The organism is Sphingomonas sp. PR090111-T3T-6A, from assembly GCF_000383095.1.
In the GTDB taxonomy this organism is placed as follows: Bacteria; Pseudomonadota; Alphaproteobacteria; order Sphingomonadales; family Sphingomonadaceae; genus Solisphingomonas.
The window spans coordinates 206,960-221,015 of sequence record NZ_AORL01000010.1 but is presented as its reverse complement, the minus strand read 5'-3'; the positions used below and the strand labels follow the sequence as shown (position 1 = coordinate 221,015).

At 65.2% G+C, this 14,056-nt stretch carries 23 protein-coding genes; all 23 read right to left on the bottom strand.

Annotated elements, in window-relative coordinates; all coding sequences use genetic code 11:
* Nucleotides 1-42 precede the first annotated feature (42 nt).
* Complete coding sequence (locus tag ST3T6A_RS0103870; RefSeq protein ID WP_019831581.1) at nucleotides 43-1,125, bottom strand: acyltransferase family protein; 1,083 nt, start codon at nucleotides 1,123-1,125, stop codon at nucleotides 43-45.
* 122 nt (nucleotides 1,126-1,247) lie between these two features.
* Nucleotides 1,248-1,424: a 50S ribosomal protein L30 gene (gene rpmD / locus ST3T6A_RS0103865; RefSeq protein WP_019831580.1), complete on the bottom strand. Its 177-nt coding sequence runs from the start codon at nucleotides 1,422-1,424 to the stop codon at nucleotides 1,248-1,250.
* A gap of 6 nt (nucleotides 1,425-1,430) precedes the next feature.
* Complete coding sequence (gene rpsE, locus ST3T6A_RS0103860; RefSeq protein ID WP_026359401.1) at nucleotides 1,431-2,138, bottom strand: 30S ribosomal protein S5; 708 nt, start codon at nucleotides 2,136-2,138, stop codon at nucleotides 1,431-1,433.
* A 2-nt stretch (nucleotides 2,139-2,140) separates the two neighbouring features.
* Entirely contained in the window at nucleotides 2,141-2,494 is a 354-nt protein-coding gene (gene rplR / locus ST3T6A_RS0103855; RefSeq protein WP_019831578.1) for a 50S ribosomal protein L18, read from the bottom strand.
* A 1-nt stretch (nucleotide 2,495) separates the two neighbouring features.
* Entirely contained in the window at nucleotides 2,496-3,029 is a 534-nt protein-coding gene (rplF, locus tag ST3T6A_RS0103850; protein ID WP_019831577.1) for a 50S ribosomal protein L6, read from the bottom strand.
* Entirely contained in the window at nucleotides 3,029-3,424 is a 396-nt protein-coding gene (rpsH, locus tag ST3T6A_RS0103845) for a 30S ribosomal protein S8 (RefSeq protein WP_019831576.1), read from the bottom strand. The genes rplF and rpsH overlap by 1 nt, the downstream gene beginning before the upstream one ends.
* Nucleotides 3,425-3,434: 10 nt before the next feature.
* Entirely contained in the window at nucleotides 3,435-3,740 is a 306-nt protein-coding gene (gene rpsN / locus ST3T6A_RS0103840) for a 30S ribosomal protein S14 (protein ID WP_019831575.1), read from the bottom strand.
* 21 nt (nucleotides 3,741-3,761) lie between these two features.
* Nucleotides 3,762-4,340: a 50S ribosomal protein L5 gene (gene rplE / locus ST3T6A_RS0103835; RefSeq protein ID WP_019831574.1), complete on the bottom strand. Its 579-nt coding sequence runs from the start codon at nucleotides 4,338-4,340 to the stop codon at nucleotides 3,762-3,764.
* Nucleotides 4,333-4,650, bottom strand: coding sequence for a 50S ribosomal protein L24 (rplX, locus tag ST3T6A_RS0103830; protein WP_019831573.1), 318 nt, complete (start codon nucleotides 4,648-4,650; stop codon nucleotides 4,333-4,335). Before rplX ends, rplE begins: the two co-directional genes overlap by 8 nt.
* Nucleotides 4,650-5,018 (bottom strand): 50S ribosomal protein L14, encoded by a 369-nt coding sequence (gene rplN / locus ST3T6A_RS0103825; RefSeq protein WP_019831572.1) that lies wholly within the window; start codon nucleotides 5,016-5,018, stop codon nucleotides 4,650-4,652. The genes rplX and rplN overlap by 1 nt, the downstream gene beginning before the upstream one ends.
* 15 nt (nucleotides 5,019-5,033) lie before the next feature.
* Nucleotides 5,034-5,306 (bottom strand): 30S ribosomal protein S17, encoded by a 273-nt coding sequence (rpsQ, locus tag ST3T6A_RS0103820; protein WP_019831571.1) that lies wholly within the window; start codon nucleotides 5,304-5,306, stop codon nucleotides 5,034-5,036.
* A 14-nt stretch (nucleotides 5,307-5,320) separates the two neighbouring features.
* Nucleotides 5,321-5,524, bottom strand: coding sequence for a 50S ribosomal protein L29 (rpmC, locus tag ST3T6A_RS0103815; protein WP_019831570.1), 204 nt, complete (start codon nucleotides 5,522-5,524; stop codon nucleotides 5,321-5,323).
* A gap of 3 nt (nucleotides 5,525-5,527) precedes the next feature.
* Nucleotides 5,528-5,965 (bottom strand): 50S ribosomal protein L16, encoded by a 438-nt coding sequence (gene rplP, locus ST3T6A_RS0103810; RefSeq protein WP_019831569.1) that lies wholly within the window; start codon nucleotides 5,963-5,965, stop codon nucleotides 5,528-5,530.
* A 64-nt stretch (nucleotides 5,966-6,029) separates the two neighbouring features.
* A complete protein-coding gene (gene rpsC / locus ST3T6A_RS0103805; protein WP_019831568.1) occupies nucleotides 6,030-6,725 on the bottom strand; it encodes a 30S ribosomal protein S3 in 696 nt (231 codons plus the stop codon).
* Nucleotides 6,725-7,102 (bottom strand): 50S ribosomal protein L22, encoded by a 378-nt coding sequence (gene rplV, locus ST3T6A_RS0103800; protein WP_019831567.1) that lies wholly within the window; start codon nucleotides 7,100-7,102, stop codon nucleotides 6,725-6,727. Before rplV ends, rpsC begins: the two co-directional genes overlap by 1 nt.
* The gene (gene rpsS / locus ST3T6A_RS0103795; protein WP_019831566.1) at nucleotides 7,102-7,377 is read right to left on the bottom strand and encodes a 30S ribosomal protein S19; all 276 of its coding nucleotides are present in this window, start codon (nucleotides 7,375-7,377) and stop codon (nucleotides 7,102-7,104) included. The genes rplV and rpsS overlap by 1 nt, the downstream gene beginning before the upstream one ends.
* A 5-nt stretch (nucleotides 7,378-7,382) precedes the next feature.
* Nucleotides 7,383-8,219: a 50S ribosomal protein L2 gene (gene rplB / locus ST3T6A_RS0103790; RefSeq protein ID WP_019831565.1), complete on the bottom strand. Its 837-nt coding sequence runs from the start codon at nucleotides 8,217-8,219 to the stop codon at nucleotides 7,383-7,385.
* A 4-nt stretch (nucleotides 8,220-8,223) separates the two neighbouring features.
* On the bottom strand, nucleotides 8,224-8,541 hold the full coding sequence (locus ST3T6A_RS0103785; protein WP_019831564.1) for a 50S ribosomal protein L23: 318 nt from the start codon (nucleotides 8,539-8,541) through the stop codon (nucleotides 8,224-8,226).
* On the bottom strand, nucleotides 8,534-9,160 hold the full coding sequence (gene rplD, locus ST3T6A_RS0103780; RefSeq protein WP_019831563.1) for a 50S ribosomal protein L4: 627 nt from the start codon (nucleotides 9,158-9,160) through the stop codon (nucleotides 8,534-8,536). Before rplD ends, ST3T6A_RS0103785 begins: the two co-directional genes overlap by 8 nt.
* A 5-nt stretch (nucleotides 9,161-9,165) precedes the next feature.
* The gene (gene rplC, locus ST3T6A_RS0103775; RefSeq protein ID WP_019831562.1) at nucleotides 9,166-9,903 is read right to left on the bottom strand and encodes a 50S ribosomal protein L3; all 738 of its coding nucleotides are present in this window, start codon (nucleotides 9,901-9,903) and stop codon (nucleotides 9,166-9,168) included.
* 295 nt (nucleotides 9,904-10,198) lie between these two features.
* On the bottom strand, nucleotides 10,199-10,510 hold the full coding sequence (gene rpsJ, locus ST3T6A_RS0103770; RefSeq protein ID WP_022691831.1) for a 30S ribosomal protein S10: 312 nt from the start codon (nucleotides 10,508-10,510) through the stop codon (nucleotides 10,199-10,201).
* A gap of 110 nt (nucleotides 10,511-10,620) precedes the next feature.
* Nucleotides 10,621-11,811, bottom strand: a complete 1,191-nt coding sequence (tuf, locus tag ST3T6A_RS0103765) for an elongation factor Tu (RefSeq protein WP_019831560.1) — start codon at nucleotides 11,809-11,811, stop codon at nucleotides 10,621-10,623.
* A gap of 76 nt (nucleotides 11,812-11,887) precedes the next feature.
* Nucleotides 11,888-13,981 carry an elongation factor G gene (fusA, locus tag ST3T6A_RS0103760; protein WP_019831559.1) on the bottom strand — a complete coding sequence of 698 codons (2,094 nt, stop codon included), beginning with the start codon at nucleotides 13,979-13,981 and terminating at the stop codon, nucleotides 11,888-11,890.
* Between the last annotated feature and the right edge of the window lie 75 nt (nucleotides 13,982-14,056).

The window sequence follows — 14,056 nt, the reverse complement described above, 5'->3', positions numbered from 1 at the left end:
TAACGACATTCCGCCCGTTTGCCAACCTGATTCCCGAAGGAATCAGGGTGCGGTCATCGCGCGCTCGCCCGCCAGGGCCTCCCGGCGGCGGCGCAGATGCGTCGAGAGCTTCCGCCGGACGGGCGTATCATACCAGCGATCCACCGCCGCGCTCAGCAGCACCAGCGCCGCGATCGCGCCGAGTCCCGCCATCCAGACCGCATCCGTCCGAGGGCGCAGATAATGGAAGATCGCCAGTTTCGCGAACTGGAGCACCGGCCCGTGCAGCACATAGACCGCATAGGAGGTGAGCCCGGCCCAGCGGAACAGCCGGTCGAGCCCCGGCGCGGGCTCCAGCCGCAGCCCCACCCACACCAGCAGCGGCAGCACGAACAGCGCACAGGCGAGATCGAACAGCGGTCCGCCGCCGCCCATGGCGAGGATGGGCACGAGGCACAGCGGCACCAGCGCCGCCACCCACCCCCGGCGGACGCGCCCATCATAGGCGCGGAAGATCAGCACGCCGAGCGAGAAGGAATAAAGCACCCGCACCAGCCCGCCGGCAACCGAGCCCCAGGTCGAGCCCATGTCGACACCGCCATGCGCCAGGCTCGCGGCGGTGAGCACCAGCCCCGCCCCCGTCACCACGACCCATAGCAGCGCGTTCGACATGCGGCGCCACGTCCACGCGTAGAGCGCGTTGATCGCCAGTTCCAGCACCAGCGACCAGCCGGCGACATTGAGCGGCATCACCCAGTCATGCCCGGAGAGCGACGGCGACGGCAGCAGCGCGAGGCCCGTCACCAGCGCCATGGCGATGCTGGCGGGCGTGTCATGCCCCACCCCCATGTTGAGCCGCAGCAGCGCGAAGGCGAGCCCGATCAACAGGCTCAGCGCGAACAGCGGCCAGAGCCGGATGAAGCGGATTCGCATGAAGGCGCGCGTCGAGAGCCCGGCGGCCAGCCGCTCGCGATAGGAGGCCTCCAGCACGCAGCCGGAGAGCGCGAAGAAGAGGTCCACCGACAGATAGGCCGAGGCCGGGTGGAAATGCCCCACGATCGCGCGCGAATGGAACAGCACGATCATGATCGCGGCGATGCCCCGCAACCCATCCAGCGTCAGGAATATGCGCTTGTCCGCCTGCATGGCCTCTCGCAACGCCCCGGCGCGGGAGCCCCTGCCCCGGCCGCCTTCCATAAGACAAAGGCCCCGCTACCTTGCCGGCAGCGGAGCCCCTGTTTCTAGCACCCGGTGATCGGGCGAAGGGCTTAGCCCTCCACCTTCACCATGTGCTGCACCTTGCGGATCATGCCGCGGACTTCAGGGGTATCCTGAAGCTCGCTGGTCCGGTGCATCTTGTTCAGGCCCAGGCCGACGAGGGTCGCGCGCTGGTCCTTGGTGCGACGGATCGGAGAACCCGTCTGCGTCACCTTGATGGTCGCCATGGTCGATTACTCCACGATGGCGGCGGCATCGGCTTCGGCGGTCTGGGAACCACCGCGGCCGAGCAGGTCCGCAATCTTCTTGCCGCGGCGAGCCGCGACCGACTTCGGGCTGGTCTGATCCTTGAGCGCCTCGAAGGTCGCACGGATCATGTTGTACGGGTTCGACGTACCGACCGACTTGGTCACCACGTCGGCCACGCCCAGGCTCTCGAAGATGGCGCGCATCGGGCCACCCGCGATGATGCCGGTGCCCTGCGGCGCCGAGCGAACCGTCACGCGGCCGGCACCGAAGTGGCCGTTGCCGTCGTGATGGAGCGTGCGGCCGTCCTTGAGCGGAACGCGGACCATCGCCTTCTTGGCGGCGGCGGTCGCCTTCGAGATCGCTTCCGGAACTTCGCGGGCCTTGCCGTGGCCGAAGCCCGAGCGGCCCTTGCCGTCGCCGACCACGACCAGAGCGGCGAAGCCGAAGCGCTTACCACCCTTCACGGTCTTCGAGACGCGGTTGATGTGGACGAGCTTTTCGATCAGCTCTTCACCACCGTCCTCGGCGTTGTTGCGACGGTCGTCGCGACGGCCGCGCTGGCCGTCGCGGCCGCGGCCGCCACGATCGCCACCCGGGCCACGGCCACGGCCGCCACGCGGGCCACGGCCCTCGCGGGGCGCGCCCTCGGTGCCCTCGACGGGCGCCGGCTGGTTCTGCACTTCATCGGCCATCATCAGAACTCCAGACCACCCTCACGGGCGGCGTCAGCGAGCGCCTTGACACGCCCATGGAAGAGGAAGCCGCCACGATCGAACACAACCGCGGAGACACCGGCCGCCTTGGCGCGCTCGGCGACGCGCTGGCCGACGGCGACAGCCGCCTTGACGCCGGCGCCGGAGGTGCCGCGCACCTCCTTCTCCAGGGTGGAAGCCGAAGCGACGGTGCGACCCGCCGCATCGTCGATGACCTGCGCATAGATGTGCTGGCCCGAGCGATGGATCGACAGGCGCGGACGCCCACCGGCCTTGGCGCGCAGCTGCGTGCGGACACGCTGACGGCGCTTCGCGAAGAGAGAGAGCTTAGCCATCTTACTTCTTCTTCCCTTCCTTGCGGAAGATATACTCGCCCGCGTACTTGATGCCCTTGCCCTTATACGGCTCGGGCTTGCGCCAGCGACGGATCTCGGCGGCCACCTGGCCGACCTGCTGCTTGTCGATGCCCGAGATGTTCACGGTCACGGGATCGGGCGTCACAATCGTGATGCCCTCCGGGATCGCGAAATCCACGTCGTGGCTGTAGCCGAGCTGCAGCTTCAGGTTCTTGCCCTGAACCGCCGCACGATAGCCGACGCCGGTGATCTGGAGCGTCTTCGAGAAGCCCTCGGTCACGCCGGTGACGAGGTTCTGAACGAGCGTGCGCTGCATGCCCCAGAACGAGCGCGCGCGCTTGCCCTGGTTCGCCGGCTGCACGGAGACCGTGCCGTCCTCGACGGCATAGGTCACCTCGTTGGCGAGATCGATCGAGAGGGTGCCCTTCGGGCCCTTCATCGACAGCTTGCCATCGGCGATGCTGGCGGTGACGCCAGCAGGCACGATGACGGCCTTCTTACCAATGCGGCTCATCAGAACACCTCCGCCAGCACTTCGCCGCCGACGTTCTGCTCGCGCGCTTCCGCGTCCGAGAGAACACCCTTCGGCGTCGAGACGATGGTGATGCCGAGACCGTTGCGAACCACCGGAAGCTCCTTGGAGCCCGAGTAGACGCGGCGGCCCGGCTTCGAGACGCGCGCAACGTGCTGGATCGCGGGCTGGCCCTCGAAATACTTCAGCTCGATGCGGATGCCGGGGTGCTCGCCCAGCTTCTCGTCCGAATAGCCGCGGATATAGCCCTCGCGCTGCAGCACGTCGAGCACGCGGGTGCGCAGGCGCGAGGCGGGCGAAAGGACCGAGTCCTTGCGCGCGCGCTGGCCGTTGCGGATGCGGGTGAGCAGATCGCCCACGGGATCGTTGATCGCCATCTGTCTGCCCTTACCAGCTCGACTTGGTCACACCGGGGATCATCCCCTTGTTGGCGAGATCGCGCAGCATGACGCGCGCGAGCTTGAACTTGCGGTAATAACCGCGCGGACGCCCCGTCAGCTCGCAACGATTGCGGATGCGGGTCGGGTTGCCGTTGCGGGGAAGCTCGGCCATGCGGAGGCGCGCGATCAGGCGCTCGCCCTCGTCCAGGCTCTTGTCGGCCGCAATGGCCTTCAGCTTCGCGTACTTCGGTGCCGTCTTCTGAACGAGCTTCTTGCGACGCTCGTTCTTCAGGATCGAACTCAGTTTCGCCATGACTTAAGTTCTCTTTCTAGCTTACGCGGCCTGCTTCTGCTCGGCGTCGCCCACGAAGGGGAAACCGAACAGGCGCAGAAGCTCGCGAGCCTCGTCGTCGGTGTTGGCGGTGGTCGTGACGATCACGTCCATGCCACGGATACGGTCAACCTTGTCGTAGCTGATTTCCGGGAAAATCAGCTGCTCCTTGAGGCCGGTCGCATAATTGCCACGGCCGTCGAACGACTTCGGGCTGAGGCCACGGAAGTCGCGGACGCGCGGCAGAGCCACGGTCACGAAGCGGTCGAGGAACTCGTACATACGCTCACGGCGCAGGGTGACCTTGCAACCGATCGGCATGCCTTCACGCAGCTTGAACTGCGCGATCGACTTCTTCGCCTTGGTGATGACCGGCTTCTGGCCCGCGATGAGTTCCATCTCGGCAGCGGCCTGGTCGACACGCTTCTTGTCCTGGGTGGCGTCGCCGACACCCATGTTGATGACGATCTTCTCGATCTTCGGGACCATCATCGGGTTGGCGTAACCGAACTTCTCGGTCATCGCCGCGACGATCTTGTCCTCGTAGAGCTTCTGAAGCCGGGCCTTGTAGGCATCAGCCATCGATCTTCTCCCCGGTCTTGACGGCCACGCGGACCTTCTTGCCGTCCTGCGTCTCGAAGCGCACGCGAGTCGGCTTGCCATCGGCGGTCGCGATCGCGACCTTCGAGACATGCAGAGGCGCTTCGATGCGCTCCAGGCCACCCTGCGGGTTCGCCTGGGTCGGCTTGCGGTGGCGGGTCGCCACGTTCACACCGGCGACGACAACCTTGCCCTCCTGCGGGAGAGCTTTGGTGACCTCGCCGGTCTTGCCCTTGTCCTTGCCGGACAGGACGACGACCTTGTCGCCCTTCTTGATCTTCAACGCGCTCATTACAGCACCTCAGGCGCGAGCGAGATGATCTTCATGTGGTTCCGGGCACGGAGCTCGCGCACAACCGGGCCGAAGATACGGGTGCCGATCGGCTCCTCGTTCTTGTTGACGAGGACGGCGGCATTGCCGTCGAAGCGGATGGTCGAGCCGTCAGCGCGATGGATGTCCTTCGCGGTACGGACGATCACCGCGCGGTGAACGTCGCCCTTCTTGACCTTGCCGCGCGGCGCCGCTTCCTTGATCGAGACGACGATGATGTCGCCCACGGTCGCGAAACGACGCTTGGAGCCGCCGAGCACCTTGATGCACTGGACGCGCTTGGCGCCCGAGTTGTCAGCGACGTCCAGGTTGGACTGCATCTGAATCATGTGTCAGTCCTCCCCTTACGCGTTGTCGGTGGGGACCGGGGTGGTGATCGCAGCGCCGATGCGGCCGATCGCCTTCCAGGTCTTGAGCTTCGAGATCGGAGCACACTCTTCGATGCGGACGGTCTCGCCGATGCGATACTCGTTCGCCTCATCATGAGCGTGATACTTCTTCGACCGCTTGATGATCTTCCCGTAGAGTTCGTGCTTCACACGACGCTCGACGGAAACAACCACGGTCTTGTCGGTCTTATCGGAGACCACCGTTCCGGTCAGCACGCGCTTCGGCATGGCTGGTTGCTCCTTCAGGCCTTGGCCGCAGCGGCACGCTGCGTCTGGGCGGTCTTGATGCGGGCGATGGTCTTGCGGACCTCCGCCACGCGGCTCGGCTTCTCGAGCTGGCCGGTCGCGGCCTGGAAGCGCAGGTTGAACTGCTCGCGCTTCAGCTCTGCAAGCTGGGTGGCGAGCTGGTCGTCAGTCGCCACCTTGATGTCGTCGTTCTTCGCCATGGCTTACGCCTCCCCACCGAGGTGGCTGGTGTCGCCGAGGCGGGCGACGACCTTCACTTTGATCGGCAGCTTCTCAGCCGCGCGGCTGAAGGCCTCCGCCGCGAGCGGGCCGGCAACGCCTTCCAGCTCGAACAGGATACGGCCCGGCTTGACGCGGGCGACCCAGTATTCCGGGGCACCCTTACCCGAGCCCATGCGGACTTCGGCGGGCTTGGACGACACCGGCACATCCGGGAAAATGCGGATGTGCAGGCGGCCCTGGCGCTTGATGTGGCGCGTGATCGCGCGGCGAGCCGCCTCGATCTGGCGAGCGGTGATCCGCTCGGGCTCCATAGCCTTGAGGCCATAGGCGCCCTGGTTCAGCGTAGTTCCGCTCTTGGCGTCGCCGTGGATACGGCCCTTGAACGCCTTGCGGAACTTGGTGCGCTTCGGTTGCAGCATTGTTCTCTAACCTTCTGACACCGTGACGACGGTCGATCAGGCTAGCTGATGGGGGTTTCCCCGATCAGCGCGCCGGACGAACTCCGGACGTCTGAGCTTCCATCATCAGCCGATCCTGCGCGAGCGGATCATGACCCAGGATCTCACCCTTGAAGATCCAGACCTTGATCCCGCAGACACCGTAGGCGGTGTGCGCCTCGGCCTCGGCATAGTCGATATTGGCGCGGAGCGTATGGAGCGGCACGCGGCCCTCACGATACCACTCGGTGCGCGCAATTTCCGCGCCGCCCAGACGGCCGGCGCAGGTGATGCGGATGCCCTCGGCGCCGAGACGCAGAGCGGACTGCACCGCACGCTTCATGGCGCGACGGAACGCCACGCGGCGCTCCAGCTGATCCGCAACCGACTGCGCGACGAGCTTCGAGTCGATCTCCGGCTTGCGGATCTCGACGATGTTGAGGCTCACGTCGGCGCCGGTCATCTTGCCCAGCGCCTTGCGCAGCTTCTCGATGTCCGCGCCTTTCTTGCCGATGATGACACCGGGACGAGCAGCGTAGATCGAAATGCGGCACAGCTTCGCCGGGCGCTCGATCACGACCTTCGAGATCGCGGCCTGCGGCAGCGACTTGAAGATGTGCTGGCGGATGCGGAGATCCTCCAGCAGCATCCGGCCATATTCCTCGCCATCAGCGTACCAGCGGCTGTCCCAGGTACGGTTGATCTGCAGGCGCATGCCGATCGGATTGGACTTGTGACCCATTATTCGGCCTCCTGCTCGCGCACGACGATGCGCAGCCGCGAGAACGGCTTGATGATCCGGGCCGAACGACCACGGGCGCGGGTGGCGAAGCGCTTCATCACGAGGCCCTTGCCGACCGAAGCTTCCTTCACGACCAGCGAGTCCACGTCGAGATTGTGATTGTTCTCGGCGTTGGCGATCGCGGAAGCGAGGCACTTGCGGACGTCCACAGCCATCGCCTTCGTCGAGAAGGCGAGGATGTTGAGCGCGTCGCCGGCCTTCTTGTTGCGGATGAGACCGGCAACAAGATTGAGCTTGTACGGGCTGCCACGGACGGAGGTGGCGACCGCAAGGGCCTCCTTCTCACCGACCTTGCGGGGGGATGCGGGCTTGGACATCAGCGCTTGCCCTTCTTGTCGGCAGCGTGACCGGGGAAGTAGCGCGTCGGCGCGAACTCACCCAGCTTGTGACCGACCATGTCTTCGTTGACGGTGATCGGCACGAACTTGCGGCCATTGTACAGGTTGAAGGTCAGGCCGACGAAATCCGGGAGGATCGTCGAACGACGCGACCAGGTCTTGATCGGAGCGCGGGCGCCGGTCTCATGCGCGGTCTGCGCCTTCTTCAGAAGGTGCAGGTCGACGAACGGACCTTTCCAGACGGAACGAGCCATCTCGCTTACCTCTTCTTCTTCGCGTGACGGCTACGGATGATCATCTTGTCCGTCGCCTTGTTGTGACGCGTCTTGGCGCCCTTCGTCGGCTTGCCCCACGGGGTGACCGGATGACGGCCGCCCGAGGTGCGGCCTTCACCACCGCCGTGCGGGTGGTCGACCGGGTTCTTGGCAACGCCGCGGGTGAGCGGACGATAGCCGAGCCAACGGTTGCGACCCGCCTTCGCGAGGTTGGTGTTGCCGTTGTCGGGGTTCGACACCGCACCCACCGTGCACATGCAGTCCGAGCGGATGAAGCGCTGCTCGCCCGAGTTCAGGCGAACGATCACCATGCCGCGATCACGGCCCACCACCTGCACATAGGTGCCGGCGGCGCGCGCAATCTGACCACCCTTGCCGGGCTTCAGCTCGACATTGTGGACGATCGTGCCGACCGGGGTCTGGCCGATTTCCATCGCGTTGCCCGGCTTCACGTCAGTCTTCTTGCCCGAGACGACGACGTCGCCCGGAGCGAGACGCTGCGGCGCCAGGATGTACGCCAGCTCGCCGTCCTCATACTTCACCAGAGCGATGAAGGCCGAACGGTTGGGGTCGTACTCGAGACGCTCGACGGTCGCCGGAGCATCGAACTTGCGACGCTTGAAGTCGACAATACGATACTTCTGCTTGTGACCGCCCGCGATGCCGCGCGCAGTGGCGTGGCCCATGTTGTTGCGACCACCCGACTTGCGCAGGCCCTCGGTGAGCGCCTTGACCGGCTTGCCCTTGTGGAGCGCCGAGCGATCCACGAGGATGAGGCCGCGGCGCGCCGGCGAGGTGGGGTTATAATGCTTGAGCGCCATCGTCTCAGATCCCCGTCGTGACGTCGATCGACTGGCCCTCGGCCAGCGTCACAATCGCCTTCTTCACGTCCGAACGCTTGTAGGGAGCACCCTTCCAGCGCTTGGTCTTGCCCTTGACGACCATCGTGTTCACGCCCGTCACCGTGACGTTGAACAGCGCCTCGACGGCGGCCTTGATGGCCGGCTTCGTGGCGTCGCCCGCAACCTTGAACACAACGGCGTTGTGCTCGGACACGAGCGTGGACTTCTCGGTGATGTGCGGGCCGACGATCACGTCATAGTGACGGATGTCGATCGCGCCCTGCTCCTGCTTCTTAGCCATTGAAGCGCGCCTCCAGCTTCTCGACCGCGGCGCGCGTCAGAACGAGCGTATCGGCCTTCAGGATGTCGTACACATTGGCGCCGATCGCAGGCAGCAGGTCCACACCGACGAGGTTGGACGAAGCATGGGCGAACGAGATGTTCAGCGCCTCGCCGTCGATGACGAGCGTCTTCACGCCGACACCGAGCGCCGCGAACAGGTTCGCGAGCACCTTGGTCTTGCCCTCGGCGACGTCGAGCGCGTCAACGACGATCAGCGAACCGTCCTTGACCTTCGACGACAGCGCCATCTTCAGGCCCATCGCGCGAACCTTCTTGTTCAGCGACGGGTTGAAGTCACGCACGCGGGCGCCGTGAGCCTTACCACCGCCGATGAAGACGGGGGCGCGGCGATCACCGTGACGAGCGGCACCGCCGCCCTTCTGGTTGCCCAGCTTCTTGCCCGAACGGGCGACGTCGGCGCGCTCGCGGGTGCCGCGGGCGGTGCCGCGACGCTTCTCGAGCTGCCAGGTGACGACGCGGTGCAGGATGTCGGCGCGCGGCTCGAGGCCGAACACCGCATCGTTCAGCTCGATCTCACCGGCGGCGCCGGCGGCGAGCGTCTTCACTTCGAACTTCATGGCGCTCAGCCCTCCTGGCTCTCGCCGGCGGCCGGGGCTTCCGCCACCTGCGCATCGACGTTGGCAGCGTTGCTACGCAGCGCGGCCGGGAACGGAACACCCTCGGGGAGCTTCACCTTGACGGCGTCCTTCACGAACAGCCAGCCGCCCTTCGAGCCGGGCACCGAGCCCTTGACGAAGAGCAGGCCGCGCTCGGCGTCGGTGCGCACGATCTCGAGGTTCTGCTGGGTGCGGTTGCGGTCGCCCATGTGACCGGCCATCTTCTTGTTCTTGAAGACGCGGCCCGGATCCTGGCGGTTACCCGTCGAACCGTGCGAACGGTGCGACACGGACACGCCGTGGGTGGCGCGCAGACCACCGAAGTTCCAGCGCTTCATGGCACCGGCGAAACCCTTACCCTGGGTACGACCCTGGATATCGACGAGCTGCCCGGCGACATAGTGATCGGCCGAGATTTCCGCGCCGACGTCGAGGAGGTTTTCCTCGGTCACGCGGAACTCAGCGACGACCGCCTTGGGCTCGACCTCGGCCTTGCCGAAGTGGCCACGCTCGGGCTTCGTGAGATTCTTCGCCTTGGCGCTGCCCGCACCAAGCTGAACGGCCGTATAGCCGTCACGGTCCGTCTCGCGACGGGCAACAACCTGGACATTCTCAAGCTGAAGCACGGTGACGGGCACGTGGCGTCCGTCCTCCTGAAACAGCCGGGTCATGCCCATCTTCTTCGCGATCACGCCAGTGCGCATGATCAATTCTCCAAACAGAGGCTTCCGGAAATCCGGAAGCGTGCCAACGAAAAAGGCCCGTGGCTGCCCACGGACCTCCAGCCCACTCAAGCCATGCCCCCGCCCCGGGCTCGGTTTTCACACAACGGCGCTGCACGCACCGATCCATGAAAGGCGGGGACCAGGACAACGGCAACCCGGCAAAACCGGGGAGATACGCCGTTCGGTATCCCTTAGCTTTTCACCCGTCTCGACCGTTCAGCAGAACGGGAAACGACTCCGCGCGAGACGATTCGTCCCGCGCGGTGCACGCCCTTTAGGCGAGTTTGATCTCAACCGCAACACCCGCTGCAAGATCGAGCTTCATGAGAGCGTCGACGGTCTGCGGGGTAGGCTGCACGATGTCCAGGAGGCGCTTGTAGGTGCGGACCTCGAACTGCTCGCGCGACTTCTTGTCGATGTGCGGGCCACGGTTGACCGTGAACTTGTCGACGTGCGTCGGCAGCGGAATCGGACCGCGAATGAGAGCGCCCGTGCGGCGGGCGGTGTCGGCGATCTCGCCGGTCGCCTGATCGAGCACTCGATGGTCGAAGCCCTTCAGACGAATACGAATGTTCTGCGTGTCCATGTCCATCACCGATGCGAAAGAGCCAAGCCCCCTGCCCGTTCGGGCGTTACACGGGGCAAACAAAAGTGGCCGCCCGGCCCCTCGAAAGAGGCCGGGCGGCCGGTAACCAATTACTTCGTGATCGTGCCGACGACGCCGGCGCCAACCGTACGGCCACCCTCACGGATAGCGAAACGGAGGCCCTGGTCCATCGCGATCGGCGCGATCAGCTTGACGCCGATCGAGACGTTGTCACCCGGCATGACCATCTCGGTGCCCTCGGGCAGCTCGACGGTGCCGGTCACGTCGGTCGTGCGGAAGTAGAACTGCGGACGATAGTTGGCGAAGAACGGCGTGTGACGGCCACCCTCGTCCTTCGACAGCACGTACACCTCGGCCTTGAACTCGGTGTGCGGGGTGATCGAGCCCGGCTTGGCCAGAACCTGACCACGCTCGACCTCTTCACGGCCCACGCCGCGGAGCAGCGCGCCGATGTTGTCGCCGGCCTGGCCCTGATCGAGCAGCTTGCGGAACATCTCGACGCCCGTGACGGTCGTCTTGCGGGTGTCGTGGATGCCGACGATCTCGACTTCCTCGCCCACCTTGACGATGCCGGTCTCGACGCGGCCGGTCACCACGGTGCCGCGGCCCGAGATCGAGAACACGTCTTCGATCGGCATCAGGAAGGTCTTGTCGAGCGGACGCTCCGGCTGCGGGATGTATGCGTCAACCTGCGCCATCAGCTCGAGCACGGCGTTCTTGCCGATGGTGTCGTCCGAACCGTCGAGCGCCTTCACGGCCGAGCCCTTGACGATCGGAATATCGTCGCCCGGGAACTCGTACTTCGAGAGCAGCTCGCGAATCTCGAGCTCGACGAGCTCCAGGATCTCGGCGTCGTCGACGAGGTCGACCTTGTTCATGAACACGACGAGCGCCGGCACGCCGACCTGACGGGCGAGCAGGATGTGCTCACGGGTCTGCGGCATCGGGCCGTCGGTCGCCGACACGACGAGGATCGCGCCGTCCATCTGCGCGGCGCCGGTGATCATGTTCTTCACATAATCGGCGTGGCCGGGGCAGTCGACGTGCGCATAGTGGCGCTGCTCGGTCTCATACTCGACGTGCGCGGTCGAGATGGTGATGCCGCGCTCGCGCTCTTCCGGCGCCTTGTCGATGTTGGCGTAGTCAACGAACGTCGCGCCGCCGGTCTCGGCCAGCACCTTGGTGATGGCAGCCGTCAGCGACGTCTTGCCATGGTCGACGTGGCCGATGGTGCCGATGTTGCAGTGCGGCTTGGTCCGCTCGAACTTCGCTTTCGCCATTTTGTCCTACCTTCTTTCGAATCTCTCAGCGGACTCGCCGTCTGAAGCGGCGAGCCCCATAGCCAATGTTTTGGCGTTACGCCAGCTTCGCCTTGATCTCTTCCGCGACGTTCGTCGGGACTTCGTCATAATGCGAGAACTGCATCGAGTACTGGGCCCGGCCCTGGGTGAACGAGCGGAGCTGGTTCACATAGCCGAACATGTTCGCCAGCGGCACCATCGCTTCGACGACCTGGGCGTTGCCCCGGCTGTCCGTGCCCTGGATCTGACCGCGCCGCGAATTCATGTCGCCGATGACGTCGCCCAGATAATCTTCCGGGGTGACGACCTCGACCTTCATGATCGGCTCGAGCAGCTTGATACCCGCCTTCTGGGCCGCTTCGCGCATCGCGCCACGGGCGCAGATTTCGAAGGCCAGAGCGGACGAGTCGACGTCGTGGTACGCACCGTCCGTCAGGTGCACCTCGAAGTCGATGATCGGGAAGCCGATGAGCGAGCCCGTCTCGGCGGTCTCGCGGAAGCCCTTCTCGACCGACGGGATATATTCGCGCGGGATGTTGCCGCCCTTGACTTCATCCATGAACTGGAAGCCCGAGCCGCGCTCGCCGGGGATCAGGGTGACCTTCACGCGGCCGAACTGGCCCGAGCCGCCCGACTGCTTCTTGTGGGTGTAGTCCACGTCGACCTTCTTCGCGAGATACTCGCGATAGGCCACCTGCGGAGCGCCGACATTCGCCTCGACCTTGAACTCGCGCTTCATGCGGTCAACGAGGATTTCGAGGTGAAGCTCGCCCATGCCCTTGATGATCGTCTGGCCCGACTCATGGTCGGTCGAGACGCGGAACGAGGGGTCCTCGGCGGCCAGGCGGTTGAGCGCGATGCCCATCTTCTCCTGGTCGGCCTTGGTCTTCGGCTCCACCGACAGCTCGATCACGGGCTCGGGGAACTCCATGCGCTCCAGGATGATCGGCGCGGTCGGCGCGCAGAGCGTGTCGCCCGTGGTCGTCTCCTTGAGGCCGGCGAGAGCGACGATGTCGCCCGCATAGGCCTCTTCGATGTCCTCACGCGAGTTCGCGTGCATGAGGAGCATACGGCCGATCTTTTCCTTCTTGTCCTTCACCGAGTTCAGGTAGGTGCCCTTGGAGAGCGTACCCGAATAGACGCGGGCGAAGGTGAGCGAGCCGACGAACGGATCGTTCATGATCTTGAAGGCGAGCGACGCCATCGGCGCGTCGTCCTTGGCCGGACGCGAATCCTTGGTCTCGCCGTCGAGCTTCACGCCCTCGACGTCGGGGATGTCGAGCGGGCTCGGCAGATAGTCGACGACCGCGTCGAGCAGGGGCTGCACGCCCTTGTTCTTGAACGCCGAGCCGCAGACGATCGGCACGAAGTTCATGGCGAGCGTGCCCTTGCGGATCAGCTTCTTGAGCGTCGCGACGTCGGGCTCGTTGCCCTCGAGATACGCTTCCATCGCCGCATCGTCCTGCTCGACGGCAAGCTCGATCAGGTCGCTGCGATACTTCGCCGCCTTCTCGGCCATGTCGTCGGGGATCGGCTGATATTCGAACTTCGCGCCCAGCGACTCTTCGAGCCAGATGATCGCGCGGTTCTCGACCAGATCGACGAGGCCCTTGAAGCCACCCTCGATGCCGATCGGGAGATACAGCACGGCCGGGCGGGCGCCGAGGCGCTCGATGATCGAGTTGACGCAATAATAGAAATCGGCGCCGGTGCGGTCGAGCTTGTTGACGAAGCACATGCGCGGCACGCCGTACTTGTCAGCCTGACGCCACACGGTCTCCGACTGCGGCTCCACGCCGGCAACGCCGTCGAAGCAGGCAACCGCGCCGTCGAGCACGCGCAGCGAACGCTCGACTTCGATGGTGAAGTCGACGTGGCCCGGGGTGTCGATGATGTTGATGCGGTGCTCGGGGCCCTTGCCCTCTTCAGCCTTCCACACGCAGGTCGTCGCGGCCGACGTGATCGTGATGCCGCGCTCCTGCTCCTGCTCCATCCAGTCCATCGTGGCGGTGCCTTCGTGCACTTCGCCGATCTTGTAGGACTTGCCGGTGTAATAAAGGATACGCTCGGTGGTCGTCGTCTTGCCGGCGTCGATGTGCGCCATGATGCCGATGTTGCGATAACGCTCGAGCGGGTGGCTGCGGGCCATGATCTTAAACTCCGATGTCGGGGAAGGCCGATGGCCTTGCCCCGACGATATGGGAACGAAGTGTGACTCTTTCGA

Bases quoted from the DNA above. Each gene is read 5' to 3' on its own strand.
- ST3T6A_RS0103870 (WP_019831581.1), bottom strand. From the start codon at position 1,125: ATGCAGGCGGACAAGCGCATATTCCTGACGCTGGATGGGTTGCGGGGC.
- rpmD (WP_019831580.1), bottom strand. From the start codon at position 1,424: ATGGCGACCATCAAGGTGACGCAGACGGGTTCTCCGATCCGTCGCACC.
- rpsE (WP_026359401.1), bottom strand. From the start codon at position 2,138: ATGGCCGATGAAGTGCAGAACCAGCCGGCGCCCGTCGAGGGCACCGAG.
- rplR (WP_019831578.1), bottom strand. From the start codon at position 2,494: ATGGCTAAGCTCTCTCTCTTCGCGAAGCGCCGTCAGCGTGTCCGCACG.
- rplF (WP_019831577.1), bottom strand. From the start codon at position 3,029: ATGAGCCGCATTGGTAAGAAGGCCGTCATCGTGCCTGCTGGCGTCACC.
- rpsH (WP_019831576.1), bottom strand. From the start codon at position 3,424: ATGGCGATCAACGATCCCGTGGGCGATCTGCTCACCCGCATCCGCAAC.
- rpsN (WP_019831575.1), bottom strand. From the start codon at position 3,740: ATGGCGAAACTGAGTTCGATCCTGAAGAACGAGCGTCGCAAGAAGCTC.
- rplE (WP_019831574.1), bottom strand. From the start codon at position 4,340: ATGGCTGATGCCTACAAGGCCCGGCTTCAGAAGCTCTACGAGGACAAG.
- rplX (WP_019831573.1), bottom strand. From the start codon at position 4,650: ATGAGCGCGTTGAAGATCAAGAAGGGCGACAAGGTCGTCGTCCTGTCC.
- rplN (WP_019831572.1), bottom strand. From the start codon at position 5,018: ATGATTCAGATGCAGTCCAACCTGGACGTCGCTGACAACTCGGGCGCC.
- rpsQ (WP_019831571.1), bottom strand. From the start codon at position 5,306: ATGCCGAAGCGCGTGCTGACCGGAACGGTGGTCTCCGATAAGACCGAC.
- rpmC (WP_019831570.1), bottom strand. From the start codon at position 5,524: ATGGCGAAGAACGACGACATCAAGGTGGCGACTGACGACCAGCTCGCC.
- rplP (WP_019831569.1), bottom strand. From the start codon at position 5,965: ATGCTGCAACCGAAGCGCACCAAGTTCCGCAAGGCGTTCAAGGGCCGT.
- rpsC (WP_019831568.1), bottom strand. From the start codon at position 6,725: ATGGGTCACAAGTCCAATCCGATCGGCATGCGCCTGCAGATCAACCGT.
- rplV (WP_019831567.1), bottom strand. From the start codon at position 7,102: ATGTCCAAGCCCGCATCCCCCCGCAAGGTCGGTGAGAAGGAGGCCCTT.
- rpsS (WP_019831566.1), bottom strand. From the start codon at position 7,377: ATGGCTCGTTCCGTCTGGAAAGGTCCGTTCGTCGACCTGCACCTTCTG.
- rplB (WP_019831565.1), bottom strand. From the start codon at position 8,219: ATGGCGCTCAAGCATTATAACCCCACCTCGCCGGCGCGCCGCGGCCTC.
- ST3T6A_RS0103785 (WP_019831564.1), bottom strand. From the start codon at position 8,541: ATGGCTAAGAAGCAGGAGCAGGGCGCGATCGACATCCGTCACTATGAC.
- rplD (WP_019831563.1), bottom strand. From the start codon at position 9,160: ATGAAGTTCGAAGTGAAGACGCTCGCCGCCGGCGCCGCCGGTGAGATC.
- rplC (WP_019831562.1), bottom strand. From the start codon at position 9,903: ATGCGCACTGGCGTGATCGCGAAGAAGATGGGCATGACCCGGCTGTTT.
- rpsJ (WP_022691831.1), bottom strand. From the start codon at position 10,510: ATGGACACGCAGAACATTCGTATTCGTCTGAAGGGCTTCGACCATCGA.
- tuf (WP_019831560.1), bottom strand. From the start codon at position 11,811: ATGGCGAAAGCGAAGTTCGAGCGGACCAAGCCGCACTGCAACATCGGC.
- fusA (WP_019831559.1), bottom strand. From the start codon at position 13,981: ATGGCCCGCAGCCACCCGCTCGAGCGTTATCGCAACATCGGCATCATG.